This window comes from Thioalbus denitrificans (assembly GCF_003337735.1).
Lineage (GTDB): Bacteria > Pseudomonadota > Gammaproteobacteria > DSM-26407 > DSM-26407 > Thioalbus > Thioalbus denitrificans.
The window spans coordinates 63,429-89,234 of record NZ_QPJY01000006.1 but is presented as its reverse complement, the minus strand read 5'-3'; the positions used below and the strand labels follow the sequence as shown (position 1 = coordinate 89,234).

Annotated in this window: 21 protein-coding genes; 17 read left to right on the top strand and 4 right to left on the bottom strand. The window is 68.3% G+C overall.

Annotated elements, in window-relative coordinates; genetic code table 11:
* Positions 1 to 16 precede the first annotated feature (16 nt).
* Together DFQ59_RS12565 and DFQ59_RS12560 are read left to right on the top strand one after the other, a co-directional pair.
* Positions 17 to 781: a TatD family hydrolase gene (locus DFQ59_RS12565; protein ID WP_114280065.1), complete on the top strand. Its 765-nt coding sequence runs from the start codon at positions 17 to 19 to the stop codon at positions 779 to 781.
* Between the two features lie 244 nt (positions 782 to 1,025).
* A complete protein-coding gene (locus DFQ59_RS12560; RefSeq protein ID WP_114280064.1) occupies positions 1,026 to 1,754 on the top strand; it encodes a tRNA threonylcarbamoyladenosine dehydratase in 729 nt (242 codons plus the stop codon).
* 159 nt (positions 1,755 to 1,913) lie between these two features.
* On the opposite strand, the gene DFQ59_RS12555 is transcribed toward DFQ59_RS12560, so the two are convergent.
* The gene (locus tag DFQ59_RS12555) at positions 1,914 to 2,618 is read right to left on the bottom strand and encodes a response regulator transcription factor (RefSeq protein ID WP_114280063.1); all 705 of its coding nucleotides are present in this window, start codon (positions 2,616 to 2,618) and stop codon (positions 1,914 to 1,916) included.
* Between the two features lie 342 nt (positions 2,619 to 2,960).
* Between DFQ59_RS12555 and DFQ59_RS12550 the strand changes: the two genes are divergently transcribed.
* The 5 genes from DFQ59_RS12550 to proB all read left to right on the top strand — a co-directional run bounded on the left by DFQ59_RS12550 (position 2,961) and on the right by proB (position 6,732).
* Entirely contained in the window at positions 2,961 to 3,554 is a 594-nt protein-coding gene (locus tag DFQ59_RS12550) for an OmpA family protein (RefSeq protein WP_114280062.1), read from the top strand.
* Between the two features lie 165 nt (positions 3,555 to 3,719).
* On the top strand, positions 3,720 to 4,034 hold the full coding sequence (rplU, locus tag DFQ59_RS12545; RefSeq protein ID WP_114280061.1) for a 50S ribosomal protein L21: 315 nt from the start codon (positions 3,720 to 3,722) through the stop codon (positions 4,032 to 4,034).
* 23 nt (positions 4,035 to 4,057) lie between these two features.
* On the top strand, positions 4,058 to 4,315 hold the full coding sequence (gene rpmA, locus DFQ59_RS12540; protein WP_114280060.1) for a 50S ribosomal protein L27: 258 nt from the start codon (positions 4,058 to 4,060) through the stop codon (positions 4,313 to 4,315).
* A gap of 205 nt (positions 4,316 to 4,520) precedes the next feature.
* Complete coding sequence (gene cgtA / locus DFQ59_RS12535; RefSeq protein ID WP_114280059.1) at positions 4,521 to 5,603, top strand: Obg family GTPase CgtA; 1,083 nt, start codon at positions 4,521 to 4,523, stop codon at positions 5,601 to 5,603.
* A 4-nt stretch (positions 5,604 to 5,607) separates the two neighbouring features.
* Positions 5,608 to 6,732: a glutamate 5-kinase gene (gene proB, locus DFQ59_RS12530; protein WP_114280058.1), complete on the top strand. Its 1,125-nt coding sequence runs from the start codon at positions 5,608 to 5,610 to the stop codon at positions 6,730 to 6,732.
* Positions 6,733 to 6,821: 89 nt separating this feature from the next.
* On the opposite strand, the gene rpsT is transcribed toward proB, so the two are convergent.
* Complete coding sequence (rpsT, locus tag DFQ59_RS12525; RefSeq protein ID WP_114280057.1) at positions 6,822 to 7,082, bottom strand: 30S ribosomal protein S20; 261 nt, start codon at positions 7,080 to 7,082, stop codon at positions 6,822 to 6,824.
* A 314-nt stretch (positions 7,083 to 7,396) separates the two neighbouring features.
* On the opposite strand from rpsT, the gene murJ reads away from it, so the two are divergent.
* The 6 genes from murJ (at position 7,397) to ispH (ending at position 15,270) form a co-directional block, all read left to right on the top strand.
* The gene (gene murJ, locus DFQ59_RS12520) at positions 7,397 to 8,932 is read left to right on the top strand and encodes a murein biosynthesis integral membrane protein MurJ (RefSeq protein ID WP_245937270.1); all 1,536 of its coding nucleotides are present in this window, start codon (positions 7,397 to 7,399) and stop codon (positions 8,930 to 8,932) included.
* Between the two features lie 197 nt (positions 8,933 to 9,129).
* Positions 9,130 to 10,068, top strand: coding sequence for a bifunctional riboflavin kinase/FAD synthetase (ribF, locus tag DFQ59_RS12515; RefSeq protein WP_114280194.1), 939 nt, complete (start codon positions 9,130 to 9,132; stop codon positions 10,066 to 10,068).
* A gap of 54 nt (positions 10,069 to 10,122) precedes the next feature.
* A complete protein-coding gene (ileS, locus tag DFQ59_RS12510) occupies positions 10,123 to 12,954 on the top strand; it encodes an isoleucine--tRNA ligase (protein WP_114280055.1) in 2,832 nt (943 codons plus the stop codon).
* Between the two features lie 9 nt (positions 12,955 to 12,963).
* The gene (gene lspA / locus DFQ59_RS12505; RefSeq protein ID WP_114280054.1) at positions 12,964 to 13,455 is read left to right on the top strand and encodes a signal peptidase II; all 492 of its coding nucleotides are present in this window, start codon (positions 12,964 to 12,966) and stop codon (positions 13,453 to 13,455) included.
* Between the two features lie 227 nt (positions 13,456 to 13,682).
* Positions 13,683 to 14,132: an FKBP-type peptidyl-prolyl cis-trans isomerase gene (locus DFQ59_RS12500; protein ID WP_114280053.1), complete on the top strand. Its 450-nt coding sequence runs from the start codon at positions 13,683 to 13,685 to the stop codon at positions 14,130 to 14,132.
* Positions 14,133 to 14,343: 211 nt separating this feature from the next.
* The gene (gene ispH, locus DFQ59_RS12495; protein WP_114280052.1) at positions 14,344 to 15,270 is read left to right on the top strand and encodes a 4-hydroxy-3-methylbut-2-enyl diphosphate reductase; all 927 of its coding nucleotides are present in this window, start codon (positions 14,344 to 14,346) and stop codon (positions 15,268 to 15,270) included.
* 229 nt (positions 15,271 to 15,499) lie between these two features.
* Here the strand turns inward: ispH and xseA are convergent, their stop codons facing one another.
* On the bottom strand, positions 15,500 to 16,867 hold the full coding sequence (gene xseA / locus DFQ59_RS12490) for an exodeoxyribonuclease VII large subunit (protein ID WP_114280051.1): 1,368 nt from the start codon (positions 16,865 to 16,867) through the stop codon (positions 15,500 to 15,502).
* A gap of 173 nt (positions 16,868 to 17,040) precedes the next feature.
* On the bottom strand, positions 17,041 to 17,646 hold the full coding sequence (locus tag DFQ59_RS12485) for a hypothetical protein (RefSeq protein ID WP_114280050.1): 606 nt from the start codon (positions 17,644 to 17,646) through the stop codon (positions 17,041 to 17,043).
* Positions 17,647 to 17,908: 262 nt separating this feature from the next.
* Between DFQ59_RS12485 and guaB the strand changes: the two genes are divergently transcribed.
* The 4 genes from guaB to purL all read left to right on the top strand — a co-directional run bounded on the left by guaB (position 17,909) and on the right by purL (position 25,781).
* On the top strand, positions 17,909 to 19,375 hold the full coding sequence (gene guaB, locus DFQ59_RS12480) for an IMP dehydrogenase (RefSeq protein WP_114280049.1): 1,467 nt from the start codon (positions 17,909 to 17,911) through the stop codon (positions 19,373 to 19,375).
* Between the two features lie 19 nt (positions 19,376 to 19,394).
* Positions 19,395 to 20,972: a glutamine-hydrolyzing GMP synthase gene (guaA, locus tag DFQ59_RS12475; RefSeq protein ID WP_114280048.1), complete on the top strand. Its 1,578-nt coding sequence runs from the start codon at positions 19,395 to 19,397 to the stop codon at positions 20,970 to 20,972.
* A gap of 283 nt (positions 20,973 to 21,255) precedes the next feature.
* Complete coding sequence (gene tadA / locus DFQ59_RS12470) at positions 21,256 to 21,711, top strand: tRNA adenosine(34) deaminase TadA (protein WP_114280047.1); 456 nt, start codon at positions 21,256 to 21,258, stop codon at positions 21,709 to 21,711.
* Positions 21,712 to 21,887: 176 nt separating this feature from the next.
* A complete protein-coding gene (gene purL / locus DFQ59_RS12465; protein ID WP_114280046.1) occupies positions 21,888 to 25,781 on the top strand; it encodes a phosphoribosylformylglycinamidine synthase in 3,894 nt (1,297 codons plus the stop codon).
* The last annotated feature ends 25 nt before the right edge of the window (positions 25,782 to 25,806 follow it).

Genomic DNA, 25,806 nt, shown 5'->3' with positions numbered 1-25,806 from the left:
TGACTTCGCCATCCAAATGGACCTGATTGATACCCACTGCCACCTGGATGCGTCGGCGTTCGATCCCGACCGGGAGTCGGTGCTGGCCGGCTGTGCCGAGCGGGGCATCCGGGCCCTGGTGCTGCCGGGGGTGACGGCCTCGGGCTGGGACGTCCTGCTGGCGGTTGCGAAGACCTCGGGGCGGCTCCACCCAGCGCTGGGGCTGCATCCCTGGTTCATCGGCGAGCACCGCCCGGAGCACCTGGATGCGCTGGCGGAGCGGGTGGCGCGGGAGCCCCTGGTGGCCATCGGCGAGATCGGGATCGATCACTACCCGGGGGCCACGGAACCGGAGGGGCAGAAGCGCCTGTTCGAGGCCCAGCTCGACATCGCCCGTGACGCCGCACTGCCGGTCATTCTGCACGTGCGCAAGGCCCATGACGCGGTCTACAGCATCCTGCGCCGGCGTGGCCATCCGCCCGGCGGCGTGGCCCACGCCTTCAGCGGCAGCCTGGTCCAGGCCCGGCGCTATGTGGATCTCGGCCTCCGGCTCGGCTTCGGCGGGGCCGTGACCCATGCCCGGGCCCGCAAGCTGCGGGACGTGCTCAGGGCGCTGCCCCGGGAGGCCATCGTACTGGAGACCGACGCTCCCGACATGCCCCCCGCCGGCCACCACGGCGAGCGCAACACCCCGCTCAACCTCCCGGAGATCCTGCGTGTCGTGGCGGAAGTCCGCGGCGAGGACCCGGAGGAGGTGGCCGCCTACACCACCGCCAACGCCCGGGCGCTGTTCGGGATCTGATTTATTGAATAGACAGGATTTACAGGATTGACAGGATTTAAGGTAAATAGGATGCATCGCTCGGATTATGGGGACCATGAAGATGAAGGACCTGCTCTTGAGTCCGGCGAGTGAGCATGCGCCCGGTCGGACTCACGGCGGTTCTGCATGCGCTCCGGGGTGGGGTATGTCTTGCATCCCGGCAACAGGGGCATTCCCGGAATAATCCTGTACATCCTGTAAATCCTGTCTATTCCAGAAAAAAATGACCGACTATCAGGGATTGTTCGAGCGGACCCATATCCTGGTGGGTGACGAGGGGGTGGCGCGGCTGCGTTCGGCGCGGGTGCTGCTGGCGGGGCTCGGGGGGGTGGGCTCCTACTGCGTCGAGGCGCTGGCGCGGGCCGGGGTGGGAAACCTGACGCTGGTGGACCATGACCGGGTGGCCGCCTCCAACCTGAACCGGCAGCTGCCGGCGCTGGGCTCCACGGTGGGGGAGAAGAAAGTGGAGGTGCTCGGGGCGCGGGTACGGGACATCAATCCGGCCTGCGACCTGACCCTGGTGGATGCTTTCATCCGTCCCGATGACATGCCGGGGCTCCTGGCGCCGGGATTCGATTTCGTCATCGATGCCATCGACAGTCTCAACTGCAAGACCGCCCTGGTGGAGGTGGCCTGGAAGAGCGGCATCCCGGTGGCATCGAGCATGGGCGCCGGCGGGCGACTCGACCCGACCCGCATCCGGGTCGGAGACCTCTACGAAACCGAGATCTGCCCCCTTGCCCGCCATCTGCGCAAGCGCCTGCGTCGACGCGGGGTGGGGCCGGGCGTCAGGGCGGTGTACTCGGTGGAATCCCCCCTGCCGCCCCTGCCGCCGGAGCCTACCGGGCAAGGGCGTGACCGGGCGGTGAACGGTACCATCAGCTATCTGCCGGCCCTCTTCGGGCTGACCCTGGCCGGGCTGGCGGTGCGCAAGCTGCTGGATCTGAGCTGACGGCGCCTCGGCGTGTCGGGTCCATGGGGCGCCGGCGGGAGAGCGGTCCATATGGGACCGATTTTTCGTTACATAGACCCACTATGCGCCTCAAAATCGGCCCGATCTGTCCTCGCTTTCCCACTCGGCTCGCTACGATCGCTCAAGTCCGACAGGCTGCTAGGCGGTCTCTTCCTGGTTCTCGTTGAGGAACTCCAGGCGGTAGCCGTGATGATAGACCGCGGTGAGCCGGCAGCCGTTTTCCGGTTCCAGGTTGAGCTTGCGGCGCAGCCGGCTGATATGGGTATCCACCGTTCGGGTGTTCAGGTCCGGACGCCGTCCCCACACACTCTCGAGTATGTGGCCGCGGGAGAGGAGCCGCCCCGCATTGCGGAACAGGAACAGGGCGAGTTCGAACTCCTTGGGGGTCAGCTGTACTTCCGCGTCCTGATAGTTGACCGTGCGCTCGGTGACATTGAGGTGGTAGACCCCGAATGTCAGGTCGTGCAAATCGGGCTGGGGCTGGGTGCGCCGCCCGAGCGCGCTGATCCGGGCCAGCAGTTCCATTCGCCGCACCGGCTTGATCATGTAGTCGTCGGCGCCGTGGGAGAGTGCGCGGACGATGTCCTCTTCACTGTCGCGAACGGTGACGAACAGCACCGGCACCTGGCGGTCCACGTACTCCCTGACCCAGTCCAGAACCTCTATGCCGCTGGTGTCCGGCAGCAGCCAGTCGATGATCAGCAGATCGAAGCTGCTGTTGCGGACAGAGCGTTGAAAGTCCGCCCCGGTGGTGCAGCCGTGGACGGTATGGCCTGCCTCGGTGAGCCAGAGTTCGATCAGCCGCGACTGATCCTCGTCATCCTCAAGCAGTGCAATCCTCAAGTTCGGGTGCTCCCTTCGCTTTACTATCTTGAATGTATCAGATTTTGTCACAAAAAAACCGGTTTCCCCAACAACCGGGGGAGCGGGTCCGGGCCTCGCCCGGGTGGCCGGAGATGGACGGCGACGATAAGCTGCGCTATAGGTAACGTACACAAAAATTAACCGAGATCACTCCTGCATTGGTGTATCCTTTTCGCAAAGGTGATGCCTCGGTGACACAACTGTTGTAATGTTGCTGATGCATAACGTAAAGCATTGGCGTTTGAGACAGTGCTGAGACCTGAAGTAAACTACATCAACCATGTTTTACCGCTGCCCGCCTAGAAAGGAGGCTATACAGTGATGATCAAGAAAAATATGAGCAAGGTGGTGACCACTGCCGCCGGACTGGCGATGATGGCCCTGGTGGGCGGAGCTGCTGCGGCGCCCGTCCTCGACAGCAGCAAGACCATCTGGATGAATCCCTATGGTGAGTGCTGGGTGGACAGCTACGGTGGCGTGGAGAGCCTGCCCGTGGAGTGCGGTGGCCCCGCCCCCATGGCCGAGGCCCCGGCTCCCGCTCCGGAGCCGAAGCCTGCCCCGGTGATTCCCACCATCGTCGTGGGTGACGCCTTCTTCGACTTCGACAAGGCCGACCTGAAACCCGGCGCCATCGAGGCCCTGGATCGCGGTGCCCGTTCCATCAACGACAACGCCGAGTACGTGCGCCAGGTCAACGTGACCGGCCACACCGACAGCATCGGCAGCGAGGCCTACAACCAGAAGCTCTCCGAGCGTCGCGCCGGTGCCGTGGCCGACTATCTGGCCGGCAAGGGTGTGTCCCGCTCCCTGATGAACGTGAAGGGCATGGGCGAAAGCCAGCCGGTGGCTGACAACCGCACCAAGGAAGGCCGCGCCCAGAACCGCCGCGTCGAGGTGCAGGTCATCACCAAGTAACGACACGCGGCAGACGAGCAGTGGACGGCGCCCTCCGGGGCGCCGTCTGCGTTTGCTGCGGAGGCTTGCCAGCGGGGCCGAGTTTGCATAGAATTGCCGTTTTTCCGGCAGGTTTGCTGATGTCCCGTACCGATCCGTGCGGGCGTTGATGGAGAACTTCAGGTTATGTACGCGGTTATCATGAGCGGCGGGAAGCAGTACCGGGTGAGCGAAGGCGATACCCTGCGGGTCGAGAAGCTCGACGCCGAGGCGGGCGCCAGCTTGGACTTCGACAAGGTGCTGATGGTGGCCGACGGCGAGACAGTGAATATCGGTGCGCCCTACCTCGATGGCGGCAAGGTGAGCGCCACGGTCAAGGCGCACGGTCGTGCGGACAAGGTGCACATCGTGAAATTCCGTCGTCGCAAGCACTATCGGAAGCAGATGGGCCACCGCCAGTGGTTCACCGAGGTTGAGATTACCGGGATCAACGCCGGTTAAGAGAATAGAGCGAGGAATACCCCATGGCTCATAAAAAGGCAGGCGGCAGCAGCCGCAACGGCCGCGACTCCGAGTCCAAGCGTCTTGGCGTGAAGCGTTACGGCGGCCAGGCCGTGGAGGCCGGCAGCATCATCGTCCGCCAGCGCGGCACCCATTTCCACCCGGGAAACAACGTGGGCTGCGGCCGCGACCACACCCTGTTCGCCACCGCCCCCGGTCGCGTGGTGTTCGAAGTGAAGGGGCCGCGCCAGCGCAAGTTCGTGAGCGTGGTGGCCGACTGAGGTCCATCTGACAGGTCGGCCTGAAAAAGCCCCGTCCATGACGGGGTTTTTTGTGGTCGATTCACCCTTGCCTGCGCTATTGCGCTCGCCTGCAAGGGGGCTGCCGCTCCCGTGCCGCGGGCGCCCGGCGGCGGACCCTGCGGCGATTCGCTGCCTGGGCCCCGATTGCGACGCACTACACTGGGCTACGACTGGGGATGCGGGAATGAAGTTCGTCGACGAGGCCACCATCCGGGTGGAGGCGGGCAAGGGCGGCAACGGCTGCCTGAGCTTTCGTCGTGAGAAATACATTCCCAAGGGCGGGCCCGACGGTGGCGACGGCGGTGACGGCGGCAGCGTCTACCTGCTCGCCGACGCCAACATCAACACCCTGGTGGATTTCCGCTACGTGCGTGCCTGGCGGGCCCAGAGCGGGGAGCCGGGCCGCGGCGCCAACTGCACCGGGCGCAGCGGAGAGGACCGCATCATTCCGGTTCCGGTGGGTACCCAGGTCTTCGACGTGGACACCGGCGAGTTGATCGGGGACCTGGTGGCCGCGGAACAGCGGCTGCTGGTCGCCCAGGGCGGCTACCACGGTCTCGGCAACACCCGCTTCAAGAGCAGTACCAACCGGGCTCCCCGCCAGACCACGCCGGGTAGCCCGGGCGAGGTGCGCAACCTGCGCCTGGAGCTGAAGCTGCTGGCCGACGTGGGGCTGCTCGGACTGCCCAACGCGGGCAAGTCCACCCTGATCAGTGCCGTGTCCGCCGCGCGCCCGAAGGTGGCTGACTACCCCTTCACCACCCTCTATCCCAACCTCGGCGTGGTCCGCGTGGACGCCCAGCGCAGCTTCGTGATGGCCGATATTCCCGGCTTGATCGAGGGTGCCGCCGAGGGGGCCGGGCTGGGTGTCCGTTTCCTCAAGCACCTCTCCCGCACGCGCCTGTTGCTGCACCTGGTGGATGTGCTCCCGCCCGACGGGTCCGATCCGGTCGCCGCGGTGCGGGGCATCGTCGCCGAACTGGAGAAGTTCAGCCCCGAACTGGCCGGGCGGGAGCGCTGGCTGGTGTTGAACAAGATCGATCTCCTGCCGGCGGATGAGCGCGAGTCCCGCTGCCGGGCGCTGGTGGAGTCCATCGGCTGGAGTGGCCCCGTGTTTTTCATCTCGGCGGCCGTCGGCGAGGGGACGCGCCTGCTGGTGCAGCAGGTGATGAGCCGCCTGGAGGAGCTGAAACTCCAGCAGGACGAGGGCGTGACCCGGGAGCGGGGCGCCCCCGGGGAAGAGCCGGACTCCGCCGAGGACGACTGAGTTCATGAAAAGCCGTTTCGCACTCAAGACCGCGCGCCGCTGGGTGGTGAAGATCGGCAGTGCGCTCCTGACCGACAATGGCCGGCGCCTGGACCGCGAGGCGATCGCCGGCTGGGTGGAGCAGATCGCCGCCCTGCGCGCGGACGGCATCGAGGTGGTGCTGGTCTCCTCCGGAGCCGTGGCCGCCGGCATGCAGCGGCTCGGACTGCGCCAGCGACCAAAGGCCCTGCACGAGCTGCAGGCGGCGGCGGCGGTGGGGCAGATGGGCCTGGTGCAGACCTACGAGAGCTGCTTCCAGCGCCATGGGCTGCATACGGCACAGGTGCTTCTCACCCGCGAGGACCTCTCCGATCGCGAGCGCTATTTGAACGCCCGCAGCACCCTGTGGACGCTGATCGACCTGGGCGTGGTGCCGGTCGTCAACGAGAACGACACGGTTGCCAACGACGAGATCCGGTTCGGTGACAACGATACCCTCGCCGCGCTGGTGGCCAACCTGATCGAGGCCGAGCTGCTGGTCATCCTGACCGACCAGTCGGGCCTGTTCGACCGGGATCCGCGCAGATTCGCCGACGCGACCCTGGTGCGGCAGGGCCGGGCGGGCGATCCGGCGCTCGACGCCATGGCGGGCGGCAGTGCCGGGGAGCTGGGCCGGGGCGGAATGCAGACGAAGCTGAAGGCGGCGCGGCTGGCGGCCCGTTCCGGCGCCGCGACGGTCATCGTGGGCGGCCGCGAGCCCGATGTGCTGCAGCGGGTGGGGGCGGCGGAGGAGGTGGGCACCCTGCTGCTGCCGGCGGAGGAGCCCATGGCCGCGCGCAAGCGCTGGATTGCCAGCCATCTGCGCATGCGGGGCCGGCTGGTGCTCGACGAGGGGGCCGTGCGGGTGCTGCAGACCTCGGGCCGCAGCCTGTTGGCCGTCGGCGTCACGGCGGTCGAGGGGGATTTCGTCCGCGGCGAAATGGTGGCCTGCGTCGCCCCGGACGGGCGCGAGATCGCCCGCGGCCTGGTGAACTACAGTGCCGCGGAGTCGCGCCGCATCATGGGCAGACCCAGCGACGCCATCGAGTCCATTCTCGGCTACGTGGACGAGCCCGAGCTGATCCACCGGGACAACCTGGTCATGAGCTGAGCCGGGGATGGTCCCGTGGCGAAGGCGGAAAGGCACAAAAAAACCGGCGAAGCGCCGGTTTTTTTGTGCTCCGGTCGGCTGGCGCCGACTCAGAGGGCCCTGATGTGCTTGGTCAGGCGGCTCTTGTGGCGGGCGGCCTTGTTCTTGTGAATCAGGCCGCGGCCGGCCATGCGGTCGAGCATGGGCACTGCCGTCTTGTAGGCCTCCTCGGCTCCGGTCTTGTCGCCGGCGGAGATGGCCTTCAGCACCTTCTTGATGCTGGTGCGCATGGCGCTGCGCTGGCTGGCATTAAGCAGACGGCGCTTGTCCGCCTGGCGGGCACGTTTTTTGGCTTGAGGCGAGTTGGCCAAGGTCCTACTCCTGAACTGTCTGGGTTCACTATAAGGCGCGTTACTATGCCGTCTGGACGACAGTTTGTCAACGCCCTGAATTCCAATACCGAACCCCGGGCTGCTGACAGCTCCGGGCCGAGGGCTGTAAGATGCCAGATTTTGGGCTGCAGGAGAAGGGGCATGACCGTTTGGGCTCCTGCGATCCCGGCGGGAACGTTCCCCGATCCCTGCCGCGGCCCTTGATTCCGGCGCGGCGGGAGCCGCACCGACCGGACCTATCCACGGCAGGACACAGGTGTGTTGAGAGCGCCCTACCAGCTGGCGATAGCGGTGTGAGCCGCGCCCTGATTCGAACCACCGCCTCTGTGGGTGGCATCACCCTGCTGTCCCGGGTGCTGGGATTCCTCCGCGACATGGTCATCGCCCGGCTGTTCGGTGCCGGGATGGGCGCCGATGCGTTCATCGTCGCCTTCAAGATTCCCAACCTGTTGCGGCGCCTGTTCGTCGAGGGCGCCTTTGCCCACGCCTTCGTACCGGTTCTCTCGGCCACCCGGGAGCATGGCGGCCACGCCGCGGTCCGGGACCTGGCCGGGCGTGTGGCGGGAACGCTGGCCCTGTGGCTGTTCGGAATCACCGCCCTCGCGGTGGTGGCCGCGCCGCTGCTGATCCTGGTGTTCGCGCCGGGATTCGCCCACACGGGGGGGCGGCTGGACCTGGCGGTGGAGATGCTGCGGGTCGCCTTTCCCTACCTGCTGTTCATCGCGCTCACGGCCTGCGCCGGTGGGGTGCTGAACACCTGCGGCAACTACTGGGTTCCGGCCTTCACCCCGGCCTTGCTGAACCTCTCGATCATCGCCGCGGCGTTCTGGCTCGCGCCCCGCCTGGATGCGCCGGTCACCGCCCTGGCCTGGGGCGTGCTCCTCGGCGGGGGGCTGCAGCTGGCCTTCCAGCTGCCGTTCCTGGCCCGGCTGCGGCTGTTGCCCCGGCCCCGGCCGCGGCGCGCGGACCCGGAGGTGCGCCGGATCCTCCGCGGCCTGGGGCCGGCGGTGATCGGCGTTTCCGTGACCCAGCTGAACCTGCTCCTGGATACCTTCATCGCCTCCTTCCTCGTCACCGGCAGCGTTTCCTGGCTCTACTACTCCGACCGGCTGATGGAGTTCCCGCTCGGGGTGCTCGGGCTGGCACTGGCCACGGTCCTTCTGCCGCAGCTGGCGCGCGACCACCTCGACGGTGGGCGGCGGTTTTCCGGTCTGCTCGACTGGGGGCTGCGCTGGACGGTCTTCATCGGGACGCCGGCCGCCCTGGGGCTGGTTCTGCTGGCCACGCCGCTGATCACCACGCTGTTCCAGTACGGGGCCTTCGGCGGGAACGACATGCGCATGGCCGCCGGCAGCCTGATGGCCTATGCCGCGGGACTGGTGGGCTTCGTCGCCGTGAAGGTGCTCGCGCCGGGCCATTACGCCCGCCGGGAACAGCGCGCACCCGTACGCTGCGCCGTGGCGGCGCTGGTGGTCAATCTCCTCCTGAGCCTGCTGCTGGTACAGCCGCTGGCGCACGTGGGGCTGGCTCTGGCCACCTCGATCGCCGCCCTCGTCAACGCCGCTCTGCTGGGCTGGAGCCTGGTCCGGCAGGGCGTCTACCGCCCCGAACCCGGCTGGCCGCTGTTGCTGGCGCGGGTGGGAGCCGGCTGCGTGGCGCTCGCGGCGGTGTCCGCCGCGTTCACGCCGCCCGCGGAAACCTGGCTGGCCTGGGGCGGCCTGCAACGGGTGGGCCGGCTGGCGCTGCTGGTGGCCGCCGGCGTCATTGTCTATCTCGGCGCGGCCTGGGCCGCGGGGCTGCGCCCCCGGCACCTCCGGGCACCGCCCTAGTGCACTGCTTCACGCCTGGAGGTGCTTTCGGGAACAGGGAACAGGGAACTCACGCACTCACGCACTCACGCACTCACGCATCACCCATCACCCGCAGGACCTGTGACAGGGAAGGCAACTCCCTTATACTTTCCCCTTTTGAGCGCCGTTCCGGGATGCCGGTGGCGGGCAGTGCTGAACAGATCCGGTTCGAGGTCATGGAACTCATCCGCGGCATCCACAATCTCCGCCCCGTGCACCAGGGCTGCGTGGCCACCATCGGCAACTTCGATGGCGTCCATCTCGGCCACCAGGCGGTCCTGGGGCGGCTGGCGGAGCGGGCCGGGGAGCTGGCGCTGCCGTCGATGGTCATCACCTTCGAGCCCTATCCGCTGGAGTACTTCCGTCCCGGCCAGGCGCCGGCGCGGCTGACCCGGTTCCGCGAGAAGATCCAGGCCCTGCGGCGATTCGCCGTGGACCGGGTGCTCACCCTGCGCTTCGATGCGGAGCTGGCGGCGATGCCCGCGGAGGCGTTCATCCGGGAGTTGCTGGTGGACGCGCTGGGTGTGCGCTACCTGGTGGTGGGGGACGATTTCCACTTCGGGGCGGGGCGTCGCGGCAATTTCGCCATGCTCGAGGCGGCCGGGCACGAGCGCGGTTTCCAGGTGGTGAACATGCACACCTTCGGGGTCGACGGGGATCGGGTGAGCAGCACCCGCATCCGCGAGGCCCTGGCGGCGGGCGACCTGGCGGCCGCGGAGAAGTTGCTGGGCCGGCCCTACCGGATGTGCGGCCGGGTGGCCCATGGCGACAAGCGCGGCCGCTCCATCGGCTTTCCCACCGCCAACATCCACCTGCACCGGCAGAAGACCCCGGTGCTGGGCGTCTACGCCGTGGAGATGTTCGGGCTCGACGAGGAGCCGGTGGCGGGGGTGGCGAACGTGGGTTCCCGCCCCACCGTGGACGGGACCCGCAGCCTGCTGGAGGTGCACCTGTTCGACTTCAGCGGCGACATCTACGGGCGCTACGTGCAGGTGGATTTCGTCCACCGCCTGCGCGAGGAGCGCCGGTTCGAATCCTTCGAGGCCCTGAAGGGGCAGATCCTGCGCGATGCCGACCAGGCGCGGGCCTTCTTCAGGGAGCGTTACGGGCGATGAATGCGGGGGCGGAACGCCCGTTCCCTCCCAATGACTGGACAGTGTGAGAGTGCCGTGGCCGATTACAAGCAGACGCTGAACCTCCCCCATACCGACTTTCCCATGCGCGGCAATCTGCCCAAGCGGGAGCCGGAGACGCTGGCCCGCTGGGAGGCGATGGATCTCTACGCGCGCCAGCGCGAGGCGTTCGCCGGGCGCGGGAAGTTCATCCTCCACGACGGCCCGCCCTACGCCAACGGCGACATCCACATCGGCCACGCCGTCAACAAGGTCATCAAGGACATCATCGTCAAGTCCCGTACCCTGGAGGGGCTCGATTCGCCCTACGTGCCCGGCTGGGACTGCCACGGCCTGCCCATCGAGCACAAGGTGGAGCAGACCCTGGGCAAGGTGGGGCAGCAGGTGGACGCCACCACCTTCCGCAAGGCCTGCCGCGAGTTCGCCGCCGGCCAGGTGGACGGCCAGCGCCGCGACTTCGTGCGCCTGGGGATCCTGGGCGACTGGAAGGCGCCCTACCTGACCATGGATTTCCGCACCGAGGCGGACATCATCCGCTCGCTCGGGCGGATCATCGGGCGCGGCCACGTGGTCAAGGGCTACAAGCCGGTGCACTGGTGCACCGACTGCGGCTCGGCGCTGGCCGAGGCGGAGGTGGAGTACGAGGACAAGACCTCGCCCGCCATCGATGTCCGCTTCCGGGTGCTGGACGAGGCGGCGCTCTTCTCCCGCTGCCACACGGTGCCGGAGCACGAAGGCACCGGGCCGGTGTCGGTGGTCATCTGGACCACCACCCCCTGGACCCTGCCCGCCAACGAGGCGGTGGCGCTCAACGCCGGCCTCGACTACGCGGTGGTGCAGGCCGAGGGCGGGCAGGGTGCCGAGCGGCTGGTGCTGGCCGAGGCCATGGTGAAGGACGCCATGGCCCGCTACGGCATCGAGCGCTACCGGGTGGTGGCCTACTGCAAGGGCGCCGACCTGGAGCACCTGAAGCTCCGGCACCCCTTCTACGATCGCGAGGTGCCGGTCATCCTCGGCGACCACGTGACCCTGGAGGCGGGGACCGGCGCGGTGCACACCGCCCCCGGCCACGGCCAGGAGGACTATGTGGTGGGGCAGAAGTACGGCCTCAAGGTGGACCACCCGGTGGGGCCCGACGGCTGCTTCCTGCCCGGCACCGAGCTGTTCGCCGGCGAGCACGTGCTGAAGGCCAACGACCACGTGGTGGAGGTGCTCAAGGCCCGCGGCGCCCTGGTGCACGTGGAGGCCATCCGCCACAGCTATCCCCACTGCTGGCGCCACAAGACCCCCATCATCTTCCGCGCCACTCCCCAGTGGTTCATCGGCATGGAGCGGGAGGCGCTGCGCGAGCAGGCGCTGGCCGCCATCCGCGACGTCCATTTCACTCCGGCCTGGGGCCAGGCGCGCATCGAGGGCATGGTGGCCAACCGCCCCGACTGGTGCATCTCCCGCCAGCGCAACTGGGGCGTGCCCCTGGCGCTGTTCGTCCATCGCGTGACCGGAGAGCTGCATCCCGACACGCCGCGGCTCATCGAGGCGGTGGCCGCGCGGGTGGAGGAGAGGGGCGTGGACGCCTGGTTCGAGCTGGAGCCGGCCGAGCTGCTGGGCGAGGCGGCGGCCGATTACGAAAAAGTGACCGACATTCTCGATGTCTGGTTCGACTCCGGCACCACCCATGCCAGCGTGCTCGACCGCCGCCCCGAGCTCGGCTTCCCCGCCGACCTCTACCTGGAGGGCTCCGACCAGCACCGCGGCTGGTTCCAGTCCTCGCTGCTGGCCTCCATCGCCATGCGCGGCGTGGCGCCCTATCGCGGCGTTCTCACCCACGGCTTCACCGTGGACGCCAAGGGCCGCAAGATGTCCAAGTCCCTGGGCAACGTGATCGCGCCCCAGAAGGTGGTGGACACCCTCGGCGCCGACGTGCTGCGGCTGTGGGTGGCCTCCACCGACTACGCCGGCGAGATGAGCGTCTCCGACGAGATCCTCAAGCGCATGTCCGACGCCTACCGGCGTCTGCGCAACACCGCCCGCTTCCTGCTGGCCAACCTGAAGGGCTTCGAGCCGGCCCGCGACACCCTGCCGCCGGAGGCGCTGCTGGCCCTGGACCGCTGGGCCGTGGACCGCGCCTGGCGCCTGCAGCAGGAAGTGGAGCAGGCCTACCGCGACTACCAGTTCCACGTCATCTACCAGAAGGTGCACAACTTCTGCGCGGTGGACCTGGGCGCCTTCTATCTCGACATCATCAAGGACCGCCAGTACACCACCCAGGCCGACAGCCGCGCGCGGCGCTCGGCGCAGACGGCCATGTACCACATCATCGAGGCGCTGGTGCGCTGGCTGGCGCCGATCCTCAGCTTCACCGCCGAGGAGATCTGGCAGCACATCCCCGGCGCGCGCGAGGAGTCGGTGTTCCTGGCCACCTGGTACGAAGGGCTCTATCCGCTGGAGGAGGCGACCGTGCTGGGGCGCGACTTCTGGGAGCGGATGGAGGGGATCCGCGACGCGGTGAACAAGGAGCTGGAGCGGCTGCGCAACGAGGGCGCCATCGGCTCCGGGCTGGACGCCGAGGTGACGCTGTATGCCGATGGGTCGCTGGCCGGCGAGCTGGAACAGCTGGGCGAGGAGCTGCGCTTCGTGCTCATCACCTCGGAGGCCCGGGTGCAGCCGGCAGCGCAGCGTGCCGGTGAAGCGGTGGCCGCGGGCGAGGTCGAGGGTCTCTGGATTCTCGCCCGGCGCAGCGGGCACGAGAAGTGCGTACGCTGCTGGCACCGCCGCGCCGACGTGGGGACGAACGCGGACCACCCGGAGCTGTGCGGCCGCTGCGTGGAGAACGTGGCCGGCGCCGGCGAACAGCGCCGCTTCGCCTGAGGCGCCAAGGTGCTGCGCTGGCTCTGGCTCTCGACGCTGCTCGTCGCCCTGGACCAGGCGAGCAAGTGGCTCGCCCTCGAACGCCTGGCGCCCTACGAGGCGGTGCCGCTGGTGCCGGGCTTCAACCTCACCCTGATGTTCAACACCGGCGCAGCGTTCAGCTTCCTCAGCAATGCCGGCGGCTGGCAGCGCTGGGGGCTGAGCCTGCTGGCCCTGGCGCTGAGCGTCGCGCTGACCTTCTGGCTGCGGCGGCTGACCCGCGCCGAGGTGCTCAGCGCCGCGGGCCTGGCGCTGGTCATCGGCGGCGCCATCGGCAACCTCTGGGACCGCCTCGTCTACGGCTACGTGGTGGACTTCATCGACATCTACGTGGCCGACTGGCACTGGCCGGCCTTCAACCTCGCCGACAGCGCCATCACCGTGGGGGCGGCCCTGCTGGTGTGGGAAGGGCTCTTCGGCGGCCGCCGGGCGGCAGACGAAAAGACGAATAGACAGGATTGACGGGATTAACAGGATGTTTTTATCAGGTTTAGGTATTGGGTATTAAGGAGGCGGGTGTTGGGGGAGTCTGTGCAGACGCACTCCCCACGAGGTTGGCGGAGACGGAGGCATTCACTTCGCGGCGGCTCTGTATTCAACCAATCTGCGTAATCGGCGTAATCTGCGGACAAACAGGTATTTTTCTTTTTTTCCTGTAAATCCTGTCTATTAGAAAATCAGGAGTCGAGATGACCGAGAAGGGCGAAGGTATCCGTTCCGGGTGCCGGGTGGTGATGCACTTCGCCATCCACCTGGAGGACGGCACACTGGTGGAGAGCAGCTTCGGCGGCGAGCCGCTGGAGTTCACAGTGGGCGACGGAACCCTGGTGGAAGGTATCGAGCGGACGCTCGAGGGCTTGCGGTCGGGGGAGACCCGGGCGTTCGAGATCGGCCCGGGCGAGGGCTACGGCTATCCCGATCCGGACAACCTGCACACCCTGGCGCGGTCCGGGTTTCCGGGGGAGATGGACCCCGAGCCCGGCCTCGTGGTCGGCTTCACCACCCCCTCCGGCGAAGAGCTGGCCGGCGTGGTGCAGTCGGTGGAGGGGGACCAGATCGTGGTGGACTTCAGCCACCCCCTGGCGGGCCACCAGCTCCGCTTCGAGGTGGAAGTGCTGGAGGTTGCCTGCCCGGAGTGAGGGGATACCAGGGGCCTGTAGGTGAGCGAATTTGTCGGGTATCATCGGGGGGGCAGGGAAGAAGGGACGGGGATAGGGCGGCCTCCCGGGATCAGTGAAACCAGTCCCACGCCCGTTCCTGGTGATGGGTGACCGGAAACGGCATCATCGCCCGCACTCACGCACTCACGCACTCACGCACTCACGCACTCACGCACTCACGCACTCACGCATGAAAGTCATCCTCGCCAATCCCCGCGGCTTCTGCGCCGGTGTCGACCGGGCCATCGCCATTGTCGAGCGGGCCCTGGAGGTGTTCGGGCCGCCCATCTATGTGCGCCACGAGGTGGTGCACAACCGCTTCGTGGTGGATGGCCTGCGCAGCCGGGGGGCGGTGTTCGTGGACGAGCTCGAGGAAGTGCCGGGGGATGCCATCGTCATCTTCAGCGCCCATGGCGTGCCCCAGACCGTGCAGGAGGAGGCGAAGGGACGGGGCCTGCGGGTCTTCGATGCCACCTGCCCGCTGGTGACCAAGGTGCACCTGGAGGTGGCGCGCCACGCCGTGGCCGGCCGGGAGTGCGTGCTCATCGGTCATGCCGGCCACCCGGAGGTGGAGGGCACCCTGGGCCAGTACGATCGCCCCGGCGGCATGTACCTGGTGGAGACGCCCGGGGACGTGGAGCGGCTGGAAGTGCGCAACCCCGAGGACCTCGCCTTCGTCACCCAGACCACCCTCTCGATGGACGATGCCGCCCGGGTCATCGATGCCCTGCGCGCCCGTTTTCCCCGCATCCGGGGTCCGAAGAACGACGACATCTGCTACGCCACCCAGAACCGCCAGGATGCGGTGAAGGAACTGGCCGGGCGCTGTGACGTCATCCTGGTGGTGGGCTCGCCCAACAGCTCCAACTCCAACCGCCTGCGCGAGCTGGCCGAAAACCGCGGCACCCCCGCCTATCTGGTGGACAACGCCGGGGAGATCCGCCGCGAGTGGCTGGAGGGGTGCGAGGCGGTGGGTGTCACCGCCGGCGCCTCCGCCCCGGAGGTCCTGGTGGAGGGGGTCATCGAACACCTCCGCCACTGGGGTGCCGAGACCGTGGAGGAAGACCCCGGCCGCCGCGAGAGCGTCGTCTTCCCGCTGCCCAAGGCGCTGCAGTAGCTTGGTTTGAATAGACAGGATTTACAGGATTGACAGGATAAAAAAGGATATCTGTTTGTCCGCAGATTACGCAGATTGGCTTAAAAACAGAGCCGCCACGAAGTGAGTGCTTCCGCCCCAGTCAACCTCGCGGGGAGAGTGTCTGCACAGGCTCCCCAACACCCGGGCCCCCTTAATACCAAAAACATAAAACCTGATACGAACATCCCGTCAATCCTGTAAATCCTGTCTATTCTTCTTTTTCCCCTTCCAACGAAGCCTCCACCCGGCTCCGCAGCCGGCCACGAGCCAGGCGGGTTTCCACGATGGTGCCCGGCGGCGCCTGGCGGGCATCGCGGAGGATCTCGCCGGTGTCGGCGCGGGTGGCGATGGCGTAGCCGCGCTCCAGGGTGGCCAGCGGGCTGATGGTGTGCAGGCCACGGGCGAGGGCGGCGAGTTGCTCCCGGCGCCGGGCGAGGGCGTTGGCGTAGGCGTGTTCCAGGCGCAGGATTAGGTTGCTGCGCTGCTGCTGGAGCTGGTGCAGGCGGTGCAGGGGCGCGTGCCGGCGCAGGTGGGCGGAGAGCTCGGCCAGGCGGGCGGACCGGCGCTGGAGGAGGTGGCCCTGGGCGCGGCCCATTCTCTGTTCCAGTTCATCCAGCCGCTGCGCCAGGGCGATGAGCCGCTGTCCCGGGTGCCGCAGCCGCTGGCGCAGCCACTCCACCCGCTCCCGGCGCCGGACCAGCGCGGCATGGGCGACCCGGCCCAGGCGCCGTTCCGTCGCCGCCAGGCGGGCGAGCCACTCGGCCCGGTCGGGAACCACCAGCTCGGCGGCGGCCGAGGGGGTCGGCGCCCTGCGGTCGGCGGCGAAATCGGCAATGGTGATGTCCACCTCGTGCCCCACCCCGGAAACCACGGGGATGGGGCAGGCGCGGATCGCCCGGGCGACGCTCTCCTCGTTGAAGGGTTGCAGATCCTCCAGGGAGCCGCCGCCCCGGGCCAGGATGAGCACATCGCACTCCTGCCGTTCGCCGGCCAGGCGCAGTGTCTCCACGATGGCGGGCGCCGCCGCCTCGCCCTGCACCGGGACCGGGTAGATGAGTACCGGCAGGGCGGGGAAGCGGCGGGCCAGCACGCTCAGGATGTCGCGGATCGCCGCGCCGGTGGGCGAGGTGATGACACCAAGCCGGCGCGGCAGAGACGGCAACGGGCGTCGGTCCGCGGCGTCGAACAGCCCCTCGGCGGCCAGCCTGGCCTTGAGCGCCTCGAAGGCCTGGCGCAGGGCGCCGGCACCGGCCTCCTCCATGTGCTCGATGATGAGCTGGAACTCGCCCCGGGCCTCGTAGAGGCTGACCCGCGCCCGGACCAGGATGCGCAGCCCGTTGCGGGGCTGGAACCGCAGCAGCTGGTTGCGGTTGCGGAACATGGCGCAGCGCACCTGCGCCGCTTCGTCCTTGAGGGTGAAGTAGAAGTGACCGGAGGCGGGGCGGGCGAAGTTGGAGATTTCGCCCTCGAGCCACAGGAGCGGAAAGCCGGTCTCGAGGTGCTGTCTGACCTCCTGCAGGAGCCGGCTGACACTGTAGACGATGCGCTCGGGCGGGCTGGATTCGGTGGGGATCATGGAGTGTGAGTCTACCGAAGCGTGAGCGACTGCGCATTCGGGATCGCCGCGATCGGCTGGCCGCGCCAGACGAGGGGTCGGGTCGCGCCGGCACCCGGCCGCGGAGCGGTACCCCGGAAAAGAGACGGCCCGGACATGCCGGGCCGTCGGTCAGTTGCGAGCTGCCGCCAGGCTCAGAAGCGGGGGCCGGCGTTCTGCTGCGAGCTGCCCTGATAGTAGGCCATGGCGCTCTGCTGGGCGGCCTGCTTGGCCAGGGCGATGGCTTCCTCGTACTTGCCCTCGCCCGCCAGCTGTTCGGCCTCCTTCATCATGGCGCCGGTGTCACGCCACTCGCTGTCCACCGACTGGGCCTTCTTCTGGCCCGCGCGGGCGGCGGCCATGGCCCGGTCGAACTCGCTCTTCAGGGTCATGGTCTCGCTGCCGGTGGGTCCGAAGCGCGGCCCGGCGTCGGCCTGGGACACGGCCTGCTGATAGCCGAGCTCGGACTGCATGCGGGCGGTGCCGGCCAGCTTGGTGGCCTGGGCGAACTCGCCCTTGGCCGCGAGTTCCTGAGCCTCCTTGAGGATGAGGCGGGTGTCGCGCCACTCCCCACCCACGGAGTCGGCCTTGGCGCGGGCTTCCTCGGCGGCGGCCAGGGCCTGGTCGAAGTCGGATTGGGTATAGCTGGCATCGGGCTTGGCGGCCGGGGCCGCGGCCTGTGCCTTGCCGCCGGCGGAACTGCAGCCGCTCACGAGGGCGACGCTCAGGAACAGGCTCCCGAACAGGGCTTTGATCTGCATGACTCCTCCTATCTGGTGTCGGGCGTATTGTTATCGTTATATGTTTTTCTGGGCCGGCGGTTGCTGGTGGGAGGCAATGCCGGCAATTCGGCGCGTTGGGCACGCCACGTCTGCATCTTGGCAGATGCTCTCGTATTTAACGAGTCCCCGCGGGTATGTCAACCGACGGCGGTCACCGGGACGTGTCCGGCGGTTTACCGGCTCATCAGCAAGGCTTATAATTCACAGCTTGATTTTTTCACCCTCCAGACGGTATCCCTCCATGCGCATTCTCCAGGAAGCACTTACCTTCGACGACGTACTGCTGGCGCCGGCCCACTCCACGGTGATGCCCAAGGAAGTGGACCTGTCCACGCAGCTGACCCGTGGTATCCGCCTGAATCTGCCGCTCATCTCCGCCGCCATGGACACGGTGACCGAGCATCGCATGGCCATCGCCATGGCCCAGGAGGGCGGTATCGGCATCATCCACAAGAACATGACCATCGACGAGCAGGCACGCCAGGTGCGGCTGGTCAAGAAGTATGAAAGCGGGGTGATCATCGATCCCATCACCGTGCCGCCCGACACCAGCATCCGCGAGGTCCTGGAGCTGACCCGCTCCTACCAGATTTCCGGCGTGCCGGTGGTGGACGGCGAAGACCTGGTGGGCATCGTCACCCACCGCGATCTGCGCTTCGAGAACCGGCTGGATGCCCCGGTCTCCACCATCATGACTCCGAAGGAGCGCCTGATCACGGTACGCGAGGGCGCCAGCCGCGAGGAGGTGATGACGCTGCTGCACAAGCACCGCATCGAGAAGGTGCTGGTGATCAACGGCAACTTCCAGCTGCGCGGCATGATTACCGTCAAGGACATCCAGAAGGCCACCGACAAGCCCTACGCCTGCAAGGACGATCAGGGCAGTCTCCGCGTCGGCGCGGCTGTGGGCACCGGCGGCGACACCGAGGACCGGGTGCGGGCGCTGGTGGAGGCCGGCGTCGACGTACTGGTGGTGGACACCGCCCACGGCCATTCCCAGGGCGTGCTGAACCGCGTGACCTGGATCAAGCAGCAGTTTCCCGACCTGCAGGTCATCGGCGGCAACATCGCCACCGGCGAGGCGGCCCGCGACCTGGTGGCCGCCGGCGCCGACGCGGTGAAGGTGGGCATCGGCCCCGGCTCCATCTGCACCACCCGCGTGGTGGCCGGCGTGGGCGTGCCCCAGATCACCGCCGTGGCCAACGTGGCCGAGGCGCTCGAGGGCACCGGTGTGCCGCTCATCGCCGACGGCGGCATCCGTTACTCCGGCGATTTCGCCAAGGCCATCGCCGCGGGCGGCTACTCGGTGATGCTCGGCGGCCTGTTCGCCGGCACCGACGAGGCGCCGGGCGAGGTGGAGCTGTTCCAGGGCCGCTCCTACAAGTCCTACCGCGGCATGGGCTCCCTGGGGGCGATGGCCCAGACCCAGGGCTCCAGCGACCGTTACTTCCAGGATGCCTCCGCGGGCATCGAGAAGCTGGTGCCAGAGGGCATCGAGGGCCGGGTGCCCTACAAGGGCACGGTGCTGGCCATCGTCCACCAGCTTACCGGCGGGCTGCGCGCCAGCATGGGCTACACCGGCTGCAACAACATCACCGAGATGCGTACCAAGCCCGGTTTCGTGCGCATCACCAACGCCGGGGTCCGTGAGAGCCACGTCCATGACGTGACCATCACCAAGGAAGCACCCAATTACCGTATCGACTGACCCGACCCGGAACCCGCGCATGAGCACCGACATCCACCAGCACCGGATCCTGATCCTCGACTTCGGTTCCCAGTACACCCAGCTGATTGCCCGGCGGGTGCGCGAGGCGGGGGTCTACTGCGAGATCCACCCCTGGGACATGGACGACGCGGCCATCCGCGAGTTCGCTCCCCGGGGCGTGATCCTCTCCGGCGGGCCGGAGTCGGTCACCGCCGAGGAGACGCCGCGGGCGCCGGAGGCGGTGTTCGGACTGGGCGTGCCGGTGCTCGGCATCTGCTACGGCATGCAGACCATGGCCCACCAGCTCGGCGGGCGGGTGGAGACCTCCAGCCACCACGAGTACGGCTACGCCCAGGTGCGCGCCCGCGGCCACTCGCGGCTGCTGAAGGATATCGAGGACCACACCACGCCCGAGGGCTACGGCCTGCTGGACGTGTGGATGAGCCACGGTGACCGGGTCATCGAGATGCCGCCCGGCTTCAGGGTGATCGCCGAGACCGACAACGCGCCGCTGGCCGGCATGGCCGACGACGAGCGCGGCTACTACGGGGTGCAGTTCCATCCCGAGGTGACCCACACCCGCCAGGGGGCGCGGATTCTCTCCCGCTTCATCCACGACATCTGCGGCTGCGAGGCCCTGTGGACGCCGGACAACATCATCGAGGACACCGTCGCCTCGGTGCGCGAGCAGGTGGGCGGCGACGAGGTGCTGCTGGGGCTCTCCGGCGGGGTGGACTCCTCGGTGGTGGCGGCGCTGCTGCACCGGGCCATCGGCGACCAGCTCACCTGCGTGTTCGTGGACAACGGCCTGCTGCGCCACCAGGAGGGCGACCAGGTGATGGCCACCTTCGCCGAGCACATGGGCGTGAAGGTGATCCGGGTCGACGCCGAGGATCTGTTCCTGGGCAAGCTGGCCGGGGTCAGCGACCCGGAGCGGAAGCGCAAGATCATCGGCAACACCTTCATCGAGGTGTTCGAGGCCGAGAGCGAAAAGCTCGCCAACGTGAAGTGGCTGGCCCAGGGCACCATCTACCCCGACGTCATCGAGTCGGCCGGCTCCAAGACCGGCAAGGCCAAGGTGATCAAGTCCCACCACAACGTGGGCGGGCTGCCCGAGCACATGAAGCTGGGGCTGGTGGAGCCGCTGCGCGAGCTGTTCAAGGACGAGGTGCGCAAGATCGGCGTGGAGCTCGGCCTGCCCTACGACATGGTCTACCGCCACCCGTTCCCGGGCCCGGGGCTGGGGGTGCGGATCCTGGGCGAGGTGGAGAAGGCGTACGCCGACACCCTGCGGCTGGCGGATCACATCTTCATCGAGGAGCTGCGCCGCCACGACCTCTACGACAAGGTTTCCCAGGCCTTCTGCGTTTTCCTGCCGGTGAAGTCGGTGGGGGTGACCGGCGACGGGCGCCGCTACGACTACGTGGTCGCCATGCGCGCAGTGGAGACCATCGACTTCATGACCGCCCGCTGGGCCCATCTCCCCTACGAATTCCTCGACCACGTCTCGCGGCGCATCGTCAACGAGGTCCCGCGCATCTCGCGCGTGGTCTACGACGTCACCGGCAAGCCCCCGGGCACCATCGAGTGGGAGTGAGGCCCGGAGCCCGGGTGGGGGACAACAGGCGAAAGGCTTTTTAACCGCAGATTACGCAGATTACGCAGATTAAACTTCGAAGAGTCGGCAGGTAAACCTCGGCGTGCTGGCGTGAACCCATTCGCCAGTCTGCAGGCGCCCGGGACTGGCGCTGCCTGTGTCCTTGCCCCATGGCTCTCTATTGCTACCGGAACTATCTGTGTAATCTGCGTAATCTGCGGATAACCGTCTTTAGTCCTGTAAATCCTGAAAAATCCTGTCAATCCTGTCTAATCATGCACAAGTGACCGGGTACGACGACGAGCACTGGATGCGCCGGGCGCTGGCGCTGGCGCGGGAGGCGGAGGCCGCGGGCGAGGTGCCCGTGGGGGCGCTGGTGGTGCTCGACGGCGAGGTGATCGGCGAGGGCTGGAACCGCCCGATCCGCAGCCATGATCCCACCGCCCACGCCGAGATCGTGGCGCTGCGTGACGCCGCTGCCCGGGTGGGCAACTATCGCCTCACCGGCGCCGCGCTCTACGTGACCCTGGAGCCCTGTCTCATGTGCGCCGGTGCGATGGTCCACGCCCGCATCCGGCGCCTGGTGTTCGGTGCCGCCGATCCCCGCGCCGGGGCCGCGGGCACGGTCTTCGAGGTGCTGGAATCCCCGGCGCTCAACCACCGGGTGGAGGTCGCCGGGGGGGTGCTGGCCATGGACTGTGGCGAACAGCTGCGGGCCTTTTTCCGTGCCCGCAGGTGAGGACCGGGCAACCGGGCGGGATGCGGGGCGGCGTGCCCCCCGGCCCGTCGCGGTGATGGCTGTCCGGCCCGGCCCGGCGGTTGCGCTCCCCGACCCGTAATGTGGCTTTGTCAGCTTCAAGGGCGGTATCATTTCACCCTTCCCGTTGCCATCATCGTCAGGTCCCAGAGAATCCCATGCTGCTGCTCCCCGGAAGTCCCGCGCTCTCTCCCTTCCGCCTGGAGAGGTTGTTGGACGCCTTGCGTGAACAGGTCCCCGCGGTCCGTGCCGTCACGACCCGCTACATCCACTTCGCCGACTGCGACCGGACACTGGCGGGGGCGGAGCGCGAGGTGCTCGACCGCCTGCTCACCTACGGACCGCGCGCCGAGGCCGGCGAGCCGGAAGGCCGGCTGTTCCTGGTGGTGCCCCGGCCGGGAACCCTCTCTCCCTGGTCCACCAAGGCCACCGACATCGCCCGCAACTGCGGCCTGAAGGACATCCGCCGCATCGAGCGCGGCATCGCCTACTACCTGGACCTGGCCGGCACCCTGGAGAGCGGCGCGGCCGCGCGCGTGCATGCGCTGATCCACGACCGCATGACCGAAGTGGTGCTCGAGTCCCTGGACGAGGCCGAGGTGCTGTTCCGCCACACCGAACCCGCCCCGCTCACCTGCGTGGATGTGCTCGAGGGTGGGCGCGAGGCGCTGGTGGCGGCCAACCGGGCGCTCGGCCTGGCGCTGGCGGAGGACGAGATCGACTACCTGGTGGAGAGCTTCCGCGAGCTCGGACGCAACCCGAGCGACGTGGAGCTGATGATGTTCGCCCAGGCCAACTCGGAGCACTGCCGCCACAAGATCTTCAACGCCGACTGGATCATCGACGGCCAGCCCCGGGAGCAGGGCCTGTTCGCCATGATCCGCAACACCCACCGCTGCAGTCCCCAGGGCATCCTGTCCGCCTACAAGGACAATGCCGCGGTCATCGAGGGGCGCCGCGCCGGGCGCTTCTTCCCCGATCCGGAAACGGGACGCTATGCCGCCCACGGGGAGGATGTGCACATCCTCATGAAGGTGGAGACCCACAACCATCCCACCGCCATCTCGCCCTTCCCGGGGGCGGCGACCGGCTCCGGCGGCGAGATCCGCGACGAGGGCGCCACCGGGCGCGGCTCCAAGCCCAAGGCGGGATTGACCGGGTTTTCGGTCTCCAACCTGCGCATCCCCGGTTTCGAGCAGCCCTGGGAGGAGGATTTCGGCCGTCCCGGGCGCATCGTGCCGGCACTGGACATCATGCTGGAAGGGCCCATCGGGGGCGCCTCGTTCAACAACGAGTTCGGCCGGCCCAACCTGTGTGGCTATTTCCGCACCTACGAGGAGCGGGTGCCGGGGCCGGGCGGGGAGGTGCTGCGCGGCTACCACAAGCCCATCATGATCGCGGGCGGCTACGGCAACATCCGCGCCGGTCACGTGGCCAAGGGGGAGATCCCCGCCGGCGCGCCCATCGTTGTCCTGGGCGGCCCGGCCATGCTCATCGGGCTGGGCGGCGGAGCGGCCTCCTCCATGGCCTCGGGAGAGAGCCAGGAGGACCTCGACTTCGCCTCGGTCCAGCGCAGCAACCCGGAGATGGAGCGCCGGGCCCAGGAGGTGATCGACCGCTGTTGCGCCCTGGGCGATGACAACCCGATCCTTTCGATCCACGACGTGGGCGCCGGCGGGCTCTCCAATGCCCTCCCGGAGCTGGTCAACGACAGCGGCCGCGGCGGGCGCTTCGAGCTGCGGGCGGTTCCCAACGACGACCAGGGCATGTCACCCATGGAGATCTGGTGCAACGAGGCCCAGGAGCGCTACGTCCTGGCCGTGCACCCCGAGCACCTGGAGCGGTTCCAGGCCCTGTGCGAGCGCGAGCGCTGTCCCTATGCCGTCATCGGCGAGGCGACCGCGGAGCAGGCGCTGGTGCTGGGCGACGGCCACTTCGACAACACGCCCATCGACCTGCCCCTCGGCGTGCTGTTCGGCAAGCCCCCGAAGATGCTGCGCGACGTGCACCACCACCCGTTCCACAAGCCGGAGTTCCAGACCGCGGGCCTGGATCTGAAGGAGGCGGCCTACCGGGTGCTGCGTCTGCCCGCCGTGGCCGACAAGACTTTCCTCATCACCATCGGCGACCGGTCCATCACCGGCCAGGTGGTCCGCGACCAGATGGTCGGGCCGTGGCAGGTGCCGGTGGCGGACGCGGCGGTGACAACCACCAGCTACGACGCCTACACCGGGGAGGCCATGGCGATGGGAGAGCGCACCCCCATCGCCACGGTGCACCCGGCGGCCTCGGCGCGCATGGCCGTGGGCGAGGCCCTGACCAACATCGCCGCGGCGAGCATCGGCGCCATCGCCGATGTCAGGCTGTCCGCCAATTGGATGGCGGCGGCCGGATTCCCGGGCGAGGATGCCGGACTCTACGAGATGGTGCGCAGCGTCGGGCTCGATCTGTGTCCGGAACTCGGTATCGCCATTCCGGTGGGCAAGGACTCCATGTCCATGCAGACCGTCTGGGAGCAGGGCGGCGAGGAGCGGCGGATGGTGGCGCCCCTGTCGCTCATCGTCACCGCCTTCGCCCCGGTGGCGGACGTGCGCCATACCCTCACCCCCCAGCTGCGCACCGATCGCGGCGACACCGACCTCATCCTCGTGGACCTGGGGCGCGGCGCCAACCGCCTCGGCGGCTCCGCCCTGGCCCAGGTCTACCGCCAGGCGGGGCACCACGCGCCCGACCTGGATCACCCCCAGGCGCTGAAGGCCTTGTTCGAGGCGATCCAGGGGCTGAACGCCGAGCGGCTGCTGATCGCCTATCACGACCGGAGCGACGGCGGCCTGTTCGCCACCGTGTGCGAGATGGCCTTCGCCGGCCATACCGGTGTGCAGGTGGCCCTGGACCCGCTCGGGGAGGATCTCGCCGCGGCACTGTTCAACGAGGAACTGGGCGCGGTACTGCAGGTGCGCCACTGCGATACGGACACGGTGCTGGAGTGGCTGCGCCGCGCGGGCCTGACCCAGTACACCCATGTCATCGGCGCCCTGCGCGAGGATGACCGGGTCGTCTTCACCCACGGCCACCGGGAAGTGATCTCCGAGCGGCGAGTGGACCTGCACCGGGCCTGGTCCGAGACCAGTTACCGGATGCAGCGGCTGCGCGACAATCCGGAGTGCGCCCTGCAGGCCTACGATGCCCTGCTCGATGAGGCGGATCCGGGTCTCGGCGCGACACCCGCCTTCGATCCCGATCTGGACGTGGCCGGCCCCTACATCGCCACGGGTGTGCGCCCCCCGGTGGCCATCCTGCGCGAACAGGGGGTCAACGGGCAGCTGGAGATGGCGGCGGCCTTCGACCGGGCCGGCTTCGATGCCGTCGACGTCCACATGAGCGATATCCTCGAGGGGCGGCTGGATCTCTCCGCCTTCAAGGGGGCGGTCGCCTGCGGCGGCTTCTCCTACGGCGACGTGCTCGGTGCCGGCGAGGGCTGGGCCAAGTCCATCCTCTTCAATCCGCGGGCCCGGGAGGTATTCGCCGCCTTCTTCCAGCGTACGGACACCTTCGCGCTGGGGGTGTGCAACGGCTGCCAGATGCTCTCCAACCTGCACGAGCTGATACCCGGCACGGAGCTCTGGCCCCACTTCGTGCGCAACGCCTCCGAGCAGTTCGAGGCGCGCACCAGCCTCGTGGAGGTGATCGATTCCCCCTCCCTGTTCCTGGCGGGCATGGCCGGTTCACGACTCCCCATCGCCGTGGCCCACGGCGAGGGCCGGGCCGAGTTCCGCGCCGCCGCCGACCTGGCGCAGGCCCGGGAATCGGGGCTGGTGGCGCTGCGCTACGTGGACAACCGGGGCCGGGCGACGGAGCGCTATCCCGCCAACCCCAACGGCTCCCCCGAGGGCGTTACCGGCATGACCACCGCCGACGGCCGTTTCACCATCATGATGCCCCACCCGGAGCGGGTATTCCGCAGCGTCACCAACTCCTGGCATCCGGACGACTGGGGCGAGGACGGCCCCTGGCTGCGCATGTTCCGCAATGCCAGGGTCTGGGTCGACTGAGCCGGGCGGCGGCTCGGGGATGAAC

Excerpts from the sequence above, each read along its gene's own strand:
- ribF (WP_114280194.1), top strand. The coding sequence starts at position 9,130 with ATGGAACTCATCCGCGGCATCCACAATCTCCGCCCCGTGCACCAGGGC.
- rpmA (WP_114280060.1), top strand. The coding sequence starts at position 4,058 with ATGGCTCATAAAAAGGCAGGCGGCAGCAGCCGCAACGGCCGCGACTCC.
- DFQ59_RS12565 (WP_114280065.1), top strand. The coding sequence starts at position 17 with ATGGACCTGATTGATACCCACTGCCACCTGGATGCGTCGGCGTTCGAT.
- ispH (WP_114280052.1), top strand. The coding sequence starts at position 14,344 with ATGAAAGTCATCCTCGCCAATCCCCGCGGCTTCTGCGCCGGTGTCGAC.
- DFQ59_RS12560 (WP_114280064.1), top strand. The coding sequence starts at position 1,026 with ATGACCGACTATCAGGGATTGTTCGAGCGGACCCATATCCTGGTGGGT.
- guaB (WP_114280049.1), top strand. The coding sequence starts at position 17,909 with ATGCGCATTCTCCAGGAAGCACTTACCTTCGACGACGTACTGCTGGCG.
- proB (WP_114280058.1), top strand. The coding sequence starts at position 5,608 with ATGAAAAGCCGTTTCGCACTCAAGACCGCGCGCCGCTGGGTGGTGAAG.
- cgtA (WP_114280059.1), top strand. The coding sequence starts at position 4,521 with ATGAAGTTCGTCGACGAGGCCACCATCCGGGTGGAGGCGGGCAAGGGC.
- purL (WP_114280046.1), top strand. The coding sequence starts at position 21,888 with ATGCTGCTGCTCCCCGGAAGTCCCGCGCTCTCTCCCTTCCGCCTGGAG.
- DFQ59_RS12485 (WP_114280050.1), bottom strand. The coding sequence starts at position 17,646 with ATGCAGATCAAAGCCCTGTTCGGGAGCCTGTTCCTGAGCGTCGCCCTC.
- DFQ59_RS12500 (WP_114280053.1), top strand. The coding sequence starts at position 13,683 with ATGACCGAGAAGGGCGAAGGTATCCGTTCCGGGTGCCGGGTGGTGATG.
- guaA (WP_114280048.1), top strand. The coding sequence starts at position 19,395 with ATGAGCACCGACATCCACCAGCACCGGATCCTGATCCTCGACTTCGGT.
- rplU (WP_114280061.1), top strand. The coding sequence starts at position 3,720 with ATGTACGCGGTTATCATGAGCGGCGGGAAGCAGTACCGGGTGAGCGAA.
- DFQ59_RS12550 (WP_114280062.1), top strand. The coding sequence starts at position 2,961 with ATGATCAAGAAAAATATGAGCAAGGTGGTGACCACTGCCGCCGGACTG.
- xseA (WP_114280051.1), bottom strand. The coding sequence starts at position 16,867 with ATGATCCCCACCGAATCCAGCCCGCCCGAGCGCATCGTCTACAGTGTC.